General features: G+C 41.6%; 5 protein-coding genes and 2 pseudogenes. 4 read left to right on the forward strand and 3 right to left on the reverse strand.

Translation table 11 applies throughout. The features are described from left to right. The 3 genes from PSI23_RS19345 to PSI23_RS19355 form a co-directional block, all read right to left on the reverse strand. Positions 1-1,653, reverse strand: a 1,653-nt coding sequence (locus PSI23_RS19345; RefSeq protein WP_273556612.1) for a condensation domain-containing protein, incomplete at its 3' end; no start/stop codon positions are given. Positions 1,654-2,081: 428 nt separating this feature from the next. Next, complete coding sequence (locus PSI23_RS19350) at positions 2,082-2,477, reverse strand: structural protein (protein WP_273556613.1); 396 nt, start codon at positions 2,475-2,477, stop codon at positions 2,082-2,084. After that, positions 2,477-2,791: a phage holin, lambda family gene (locus PSI23_RS19355; protein ID WP_273556614.1), complete on the reverse strand. Its 315-nt coding sequence runs from the start codon at positions 2,789-2,791 to the stop codon at positions 2,477-2,479. Before PSI23_RS19355 ends, PSI23_RS19350 begins: the two co-directional genes overlap by 1 nt. A gap of 888 nt (positions 2,792-3,679) precedes the next feature. Between PSI23_RS19355 and adiA the strand changes: the two genes are divergently transcribed. The 4 genes and pseudogenes from adiA to PSI23_RS19375 all read left to right on the forward strand — a co-directional run. Then, positions 3,680-5,953, forward strand: a complete 2,274-nt coding sequence (adiA, locus tag PSI23_RS19360) for an arginine decarboxylase (protein WP_273556615.1) — start codon at positions 3,680-3,682, stop codon at positions 5,951-5,953. 17 nt (positions 5,954-5,970) lie between these two features. Further along, positions 5,971-7,314 carry an arginine/agmatine antiporter gene (gene adiC, locus PSI23_RS19365; RefSeq protein WP_273556616.1) on the forward strand — a complete coding sequence of 448 codons (1,344 nt, stop codon included), beginning with the start codon at positions 5,971-5,973 and terminating at the stop codon, positions 7,312-7,314. Positions 7,315-7,517: 203 nt separating this feature from the next. Continuing rightward, positions 7,518-7,883 (forward strand): annotated as a pseudogene (locus PSI23_RS19370) (PfkB family carbohydrate kinase); the annotation flags it as partial. 1 nt (position 7,884) lies between these two features. After that, positions 7,885-8,188: pseudogene (locus PSI23_RS19375) on the forward strand (nucleoside transporter C-terminal domain-containing protein); the annotation flags it as partial. Between the last annotated feature and the right edge of the window lie 118 nt (positions 8,189-8,306).

Consider the following 8,306-nt stretch of genomic DNA (forward strand, 5'->3'; position numbering starts at 1 on the left):
CGCCACGCGTTCATCCGGGCGCACGCCCAAGGCCATCAAATGATGAGCCAGACGATTGGCGCGTTGGTTGAGTTCGCCATAGCTCAGGGTTTGATCTTCAAAGATGACCGCCGTTGCCTCGGGATATTGTGCGGCCTGTGCTTCAAATAAGGTATGGACGAAGGCGTCTGGCGGGAAATTTACCCGGGTGGCATTGAAATCCACCAACAGTTGCTGCCGCTCTGCCAGTGGTAATATCGGTAAATCTTGAATTTGTTGTTCCGGAGATATGAGAGCGGCTTCTATCAGCGTCATGAGACGAGATTGGAGTGCGATTGCTTCATCACGGCTCAGATAATTAGGGGAAAAATTAAACTCAAACGTGACAGGTTTATGGATGTCTTCACTGTTGGCGAATGCGTATTGGTGGACGGCAATAACAAGAGGGAAGGGTGCGCCGCGTTGTATTCTTGAGTAACTGAGCGTGGCGTCTGGCATCTCAGCGTTCACTTCGATCCACTCAAATGACAGCATGATGTCGAATAGCTGAGTATGTCCGGTCTTCTGTTGGATTTGTATGAGTCGGTTAATTTCTGCAATTGGCAAGCGCTGACGTTTATAGCAACGACGCAATTCTGTTGCGGTTTTGCTCATAATATCAAGGAAAGTATCATGAGGTGAAACAGTGATACCAACTGGAATGACTGATGAAAACATCCCCACCATGCGTTTTTGTTTGACATTTTTGCGGTTGTGTACGGGGATGCCAATGACAATATCTTCAGAGCTGCTTGTACGTGAAAAATAAGTAGTACGTGAGAAATAACAGGCCAGAATGGAATACATGAAGTGCAGGACAGATAATCCATGCTCGGCCACAGTTTCTTCAATTCGCTGAAAAAGCGCTTTATCCAATTGCCAGACTAAAGGTTCGATGAGTTCATTATCTATTATTTTATTTACTGCTTTATCTGCATATTGTTGTGATGGCTGGATTAATGCAGGGGGCAAACTTTTATAGCGTTCTAACCAGAATTGTCGGTCTTGTATATAGCGTTGAGAGTTTAGGTAGTCATGATCCTCATTAATAAAATCGAGATAAGAAGGCGCTGTTTCTGTGAACTCCTCACCTCGGCTTAAACAGCTATAAATATTGGCGATATCTTCGGGGATGAGTCCTAAAGTGATCGCATCCCCGATTAGATGGTGACAACAGAACTGCCAGTACCAACGATTATCATTCACTCGTAATATTTCAAATCGCCATAGTTCACTATACAAATCAAATGGTCGCATGAAAGCCGCACGGATGTACTGCTTGGCTTGTTCTTCGGAGTCAGCATGGTCTGAGAAATCGTGGATTGTCACGGACACAGGCAAGGTGTCTGTAATTTCTTGAAGGGGTAACTCCTCAGTCTTGACGAGTCGTAAACGCAATGTGTCATGATGATAAACGACAGCCTTAAAGGCGCGTACTAACAGTGCTTCATCCAACTCTCCCTCAATGAGAATAACTGAACCGAGATTGTAGCAAGTGCTATTGGGACGGAGAAATTGATCGAGCCAGACGACTTGTTGGGTAGAACTGAGTGAGTATTTGCGAGAGAGGGATGTAGAAGAATTCTCTAATAAAAGTTGGTCCTCGTAGTTAATACTGTTGCATGACATAGGCATTGCTTAACTCCTGCTTTTGAGACTGATGAACTGGGCTAATGAATTAAATATGATTTATGTGACATGGCTACACATTGAAGATATTGAAGAATTAACCCTTTATAAGTAGATACTTTATTTTTTAAATTTCTTTTATTAAAGGGTTTTAATCCCTTTATTTTTGATAAATGTTGTTAAAATATTGATGGGTATATCGGGGGTAAATAGCATTTTAAGTACATCAAATGCTGATTTCTGTACGATACAGTTCTGTGGATGGATTATTTGAGAGATATTATTTAACTGATTATTGATCAGTTATTATAATTATTTATTAGGAATATGATGCCGATTCGTTATAACTTGAAACTTATTGGGGGATACTTGAAAAATCACCGCCAAAATACAAGCGGTGATTGCTTTTATAGTGATTATATACAGACTGAACTTTATAACAATTCAAATGCTCGCTTAATAACCGTATCGGAATAAGGTTGTTGACCATTTTCCATTTGGATAATAGCTTTAACCAGCCGGCTCATTGTGACGACATTTTCCACATCCACCACCGCGCTGCTGGCTATATCAACGGATTTACACACATAAGCAATGTAGCTTTCGGTATTATTTTCATTTGGTGGAGCCCAGCGGGAAATAAACTGGCGAATAGTGTTATCCCCGTATTTGCGTTCATAATTACGCAGAATTTTCAGCATTGCCCGTATGCCATATTCCGGTGCCACAAACTGACAAAATGATTTGTCTGTTTGGCTATCACACAAACCCTGCCATTTATCACCGTGGCGAATATTGCCCGGATTGTGGTTACGAATCCCTCTTGTCATTATTTATCTCCTAAACGTTTATTGATGGCACGGATCGCAAATTCTCTAATTTTCTCTACGCCAATAAAACCAACAGCACCGCCGAGTGCAGGTGAAACACTGCTTGGAATGCCGAATAGTTCCAGTCCACTGGAAAACCCCCACGACAGCGCTCCGCACAGTAATGGCTCGACCCAGCGATTTTTCCGCTCCACACCGTCATAAATAAGCCGGCCATAGCAAATCATAATGGCTAAAATGGAGCCAGAAATTTGCGGCCAAGCATTTTTCAGGCCGTTTAATAAATCGGCCCATAAATCAGGATGTTCTTTCATTGTTAGTCCCATAATCGAATGATGGGCGTCATGGAAGCAGAGTTTTCAACTAGTTCAATCTTGAAGAAATAAGGCTGAATAACCTTCAAATCAGCTCAATCGGGGTTAGCTTCCAGCACTTACTCAATGACGTCCCGTACTTTTCCATAGTAATGGCAGTAAAGAAAATCTTCATTGTTACGCCATTGTGCTCTGGCTCTTACTAAATTAACGGTTAAATCAACGTTATAAATTGAATTTGCTAAAATTAGGCAGAGGGGTGGGAATGTGAAGGATATAAATAGGGTGTAGTGGAGAAAACAATAATTTGAGAAATATATTTTATGTTCATTTCAATATGGCAGTTTCAATTCGTCTGGTTTAATAAAATTAAGATATTTCTCAAATGTTCAATAAATGAGCCGTAACGCCCAAATTTATTGCTTCCAATAATGAGGCAATTTAGCGAAATCCTTTGTTAGTAATAAAGTCATCCAGATGCCATGGATAATTATATCAAGATCCCATTGGGTTTCGGTATGCCGTATATCGATAATGCATATTGTATTTTTCAAAGTTTATATAAAAAACAGATAGAATATGAATAATTTAATCAAAAAAGTAATTTTTTAAGAGTATTAAAACAATGGTGATTGATATTTTTCCTTTTATTTCAATGTGTATGATATGAGTTATGTGCAGAATGGCTGATTTTCGCCGATTTGCTTGAATTGCACAAATTTAAATAAACACTATATTGATTAGAGTGATTTTAAGTTTAAAAATTATATTTTAACAAATAGTTAATCTATACGACTATGTTGTTATATTTGCCATTCGATGGTCATTGCCCAGTAATTATAAATTTATCCTGTCAGTTCAAGTAGAGATAGTGTAAGGAATAATGTCATGAAAGTATTGATAGCAAAAAATGAAGTAGGTTCGCGATATCATAGTCACTATGTTGACAAAGCAATACATAGGTTGGCAGATAAATTAATCGAAAAAGACGTTGATGTTGTTATTGCTGATTCTTTTGATGATAGCTATACAATAATTTCAGCCAATGAACCGTTCGATTGTGTCATGATCAGCTGTACACTCATGGATGATGATTTATATCTTCATGTACAAAAACTATTAAATAAATTATTTGAGCGACAGGAAAATGTCCCGGTCTTTTTATTAAGTGATCGAGAAAAAACAGTATTTTTACTAAAGCATGAATTACTGGAACAGTTAACTGAATTTGCCTGGATATTAGAAGACTCAGCAAACTTTATCGCTGGTCGCGCTATTGCTGCCATGCAGCGTTATCGCCAACAATTATTTCCTCCTTTAATGGCTGCATTGATGAAATACAGCAAAACCTATGAATATTCTTGGGCTGCGCCTGGGCATCAAGGCGGGGTAGGATTTAATAAAACACCTGTTGGTCGCTTCTATCATGACTATTATGGGGAAAACCTCTTCCGCACCGATATGGGAATTGAGCGAGCCTCATTGGGTTCACTGTTAGATCATTCCGGTGCATTTGGTGAAAGTGAAAGATACGCAGCGAGAGTATTTGGTGCAGACCATTCTTATTCTGTCGTAGTAGGAACGTCAGGCTCTAACCGCACGATTATGCAGGCTTGCATGACCGAAGATGACGTGGTCATCATTGACCGAAATTGCCATAAATCCATTGAGCAGGGGCTGATTCTGACAGGCGCGAAACCTGTCTATATGCTGCCGAGCCGTAACCGCTATGGCATCATCGGGCCTATCTATCCACAAGAAATGCGAATCAAAGCTCTACAGAAAAAACTGAAACAGAATCCACTGACTCAAGGTATGGTCAATCAAAAACCAGTTTATAGCGTAGTGACAAACTGTACTTATGATGGCGTTTGTTATAACGCCAAACGTGTACAGGAATTATTGGATAAAAGTGTCGATAGAATACATTTTGATGAAGCATGGTATGGCTATGCGCGGTTTAATCCGATTTATCATGATCACTACGCAATGCGGGGGGAACCGAAAAACCACTCAGGGCCGACGGTCTTTGCCACCCATTCATCTCACAAGTTACTGAATGCACTATCCCAAGCCTCTTTCATCCATGTGCGGGATGGACGCGACCCTGTTGATTTCTCAAGGTTTAATCAAGCCTACATGATGCACGCAACAACATCGCCTTTGTACGCGATTTGCGCTTCAAATGATATTGCGGTTTCCATGATGGATGGTAACAGCGGCTATTCCCTGACTCAGGAAGTCATTGAAGAAGCCGTTGATTTTCGTCAGGCATTAGCGCGTTTGCATCGGGATTTCAGCAAGGAGGGAAGCTGGTTCTTTAAGCCTTGGAATCAGGAAAAAGTGACAGATCCTGCTACCGGTAAGAAAATTGCCTTTGAAGATGCCCCAAGGGAATTACTGACGAAAGAACAAAGTTGCTGGGTAATGCGTGCGGGAGACAGTTGGCACGGATTTGAAGATTTACCTGATGACTGGAGCATGCTTGATCCGATTAAAGTCAGCATCTTGACTCCGGGCATGGGAGATAATGGCAAGCTGAAAAAACAAGGTGTGCCGGCTGCATTGGTGACCGCATGGTTAGGCCAGCATGGTATCGTGCCTACCCGCACTACGGATTTCCAAATTATGTTCTTGTTTTCAATGGGGATCACCAAAGGAAAATGGGGAACATTGCTTAACACCTTACTGTCTTTCAAACACCACTATGACGCCAATACGCCTTTGGGGCATGTTTTGCCAGATTTGGAGAATCAGCATCCAGAAGTGTATAGCCATTTAGGATTGAAAGAGTTAGGCGATAAAATGTTCGATTATTTACACCAGAACAATCCGGGCGAAAAACTGAATCAGGCATACGCTGGCTTACCCAAAATGGAAATGACTCCGCGAGCTGCTTATCAAGCCATCGTGACCAATGATGTGGAAATGGTGGCACTGGACGATCTGCCCCATCGCATTGCTGCAAACTCTATCATCCCGTATCCACCCGGTATTCCAATGCTGCTTTCAGGCGAAAACTTTGGTGATAAAGCCAGCCCCCAGATTGGATATTTGCATGCATTACAAAAATGGGATCATGAATTCCCCGGTTTTGAGCATGAAACAGAAGGCACAGAAATTATCAACGGTATTTATCATGTTATGTGCATAAAAAAATAAAAATGGGAAGATAAATTATGGCTACAGTTTCAGAGACGACAGTTTCAGAGGCGAGAAAAGTCGGATTGATTCCTGTTACCCTGATGGTTGCAGGTAACATTATGGGTTCAGGGGTTTTCCTTCTGCCTGCCAGCTTGGCTTCAACAGGAGGCATTGCCATTTTCGGATGGCTGGTGACTATCATTGGTGCCGTGGGGTTATCGATCGTCTATGCCAAGATGTCTTCACTGGATGACAGCCCGGGCGGTTCTTACGCTTATGCACGACGGGCCTTTGGCCCTTTTTTGGGGTATCAGACTAATCTTCTGTATTGGCTGGCGTGTTGGATCGGCAATATCGCGATGGTTGTAATTGGTGCCGGTTATCTGAGTTATTTTTTCCCTATCTTAAAAGATCCCATTGTCTTAACCATCACTTGTACCGTAATACTGTGGATATTTGTCATTTTAAACATCATTGGGCCACACGTTATTACCAAAGTGCAAGCTGTGGCGACAACGCTGGCATTGATTCCGATTGTGGCGACTGCGGTATTTGGTTGGTTTTGGTTCAGCGGTAAGACCTATATGGATGCCTGGAACGTCAGTGGATTGAATACCTTTGGTGCTATCCAGAGTATTTTAAACGTAACGTTATGGTCTTTTATTGGCGTTGAAAGTGCTTCCGTTGCTGCCGGAGTGGTTAAAAACCCCAAGCGTAACGTGCCGATTGCGACTATCGGTGGTGTGCTCATTGCGGCCGTCTGTTATGTTCTGTCCAGCAGCGTAATTATGGGTATGATCCCCAACGCGGCGTTGAAAATTTCATCTTCACCTTTTGGCGATGCTGCCAGATTGGCACTGGGAGATACCGCAGGAGCAGTGGTTGCCTTTTGTGCTGCGGCAGGTTGCTTAGGATCATTGGGTGGCTGGACACTACTTGCAGGACAAACCGCCAAAGCTGCCGCAGATGACGGGCTGTTTCCTTCAATCTTTGCCAAAGTGAACAAAGCGGGAACACCTGTTGCTGGTTTGTTGATTCTGGGCATCTTAATGACGATTTTCCAGCTCAGTAGTATCTCGCCAAATGCAGCGAAAGAGTTTGGGGTGGTTTCATCCGTTTCGGTTATTTTTACCCTGATCCCTTACTTGTATACCTGTGCAGCTTTGCTGCTGATTGGTCATGGTCATCTTGGGAAAGAGAAAACGCAATATATTGTTATTACGTTTATTGCCTTTATGTATTGCATCTGGGCAGTTATGGGAACGGGAGCAAAAGAAGTGGTATGGACATTGGTTGTGATGATGATAATAACGGCTATGTATACCTTTAATTACAACACAAAACATCCTGTACCTTTCCCGTTGGATAAAAACGATTAGCTTCGATTTCGGGTGTCACATACTTTTTCGGGTGTCACATACTTTGGTAGTAATTTTGGTGCTGAAATATCAGCACCTTTTTTTATTCCACTTTCTGCATTTAATATAAACACAAATTGTGTTGTGAAATAAGTCATTATTTGATGTAACAAAAAATTCTCTGTCTGTTTAAAAACCAAGAATAATAGAAAAATAAACATATTAAATTGGCAGGTGAAATCACGTCAACTTACAATTCATTAATTGATGAACAAGGCGAAATGCGGATTGCAGTCAATGATATGAATCTATTGGAAAAACTGACACCTGCTTTATTATCTCAATCTAAAGCTCTAATTCAGAATGCGGGTGTATTTATTGTTGACTGTAATTTAACGGAAGATGCATTAGAGTGGTTATTCTGTCATGCAGAAAATATTCCGATCTTTGTTGATACTGTATCGACATTTAAAGCAAATAAAATTCGTCATTGGCTATCTCATATCCACACTTTAAAACCCAATCGGCTTGAAGCTGAAATACTCAGCGGGATAAAAATCATGACATTGGCAGATGCTGTTGATGTGGCTGCTTGCAACTGTAGTCATGACCTTTGTTGCCTTGATAGCCCTGATCAATGGCTTTATTGGTGGTTTAGGTGAATTGTTCGGTTGGCAAGGCATCAGTCTGGAAAGTCTGTTTGGTTATCTCATTTGCTCTTTGTGGTTTTGCCAACTTTGGTTCAATTGCCGTTGTTGTCGGAGCATTTATCTCGGTTGTCCCTGAACGGACTTCAGACATTGCATGGCTTGGTCTTAGGGTATTGCTGGCTGCAACTTTGTCCAATCTGATGAGTGCAACCATTGTCGGGATGTTTATGAGTTTATCCGGCTAATCTCTATCTAATACTACAGCCGTAATCCCTATTGTGCCATGATGGGGCTCTTCTTCCTTAAATAAAAGGCGGTGTCACATGCCATCCCCTGCCAAAATCTGGGAACAGGCGCTACAGG

This window comes from Xenorhabdus yunnanensis, assembly GCF_028598805.1.
Lineage (GTDB): Bacteria > Pseudomonadota > Gammaproteobacteria > Enterobacterales > Enterobacteriaceae > Xenorhabdus > Xenorhabdus yunnanensis.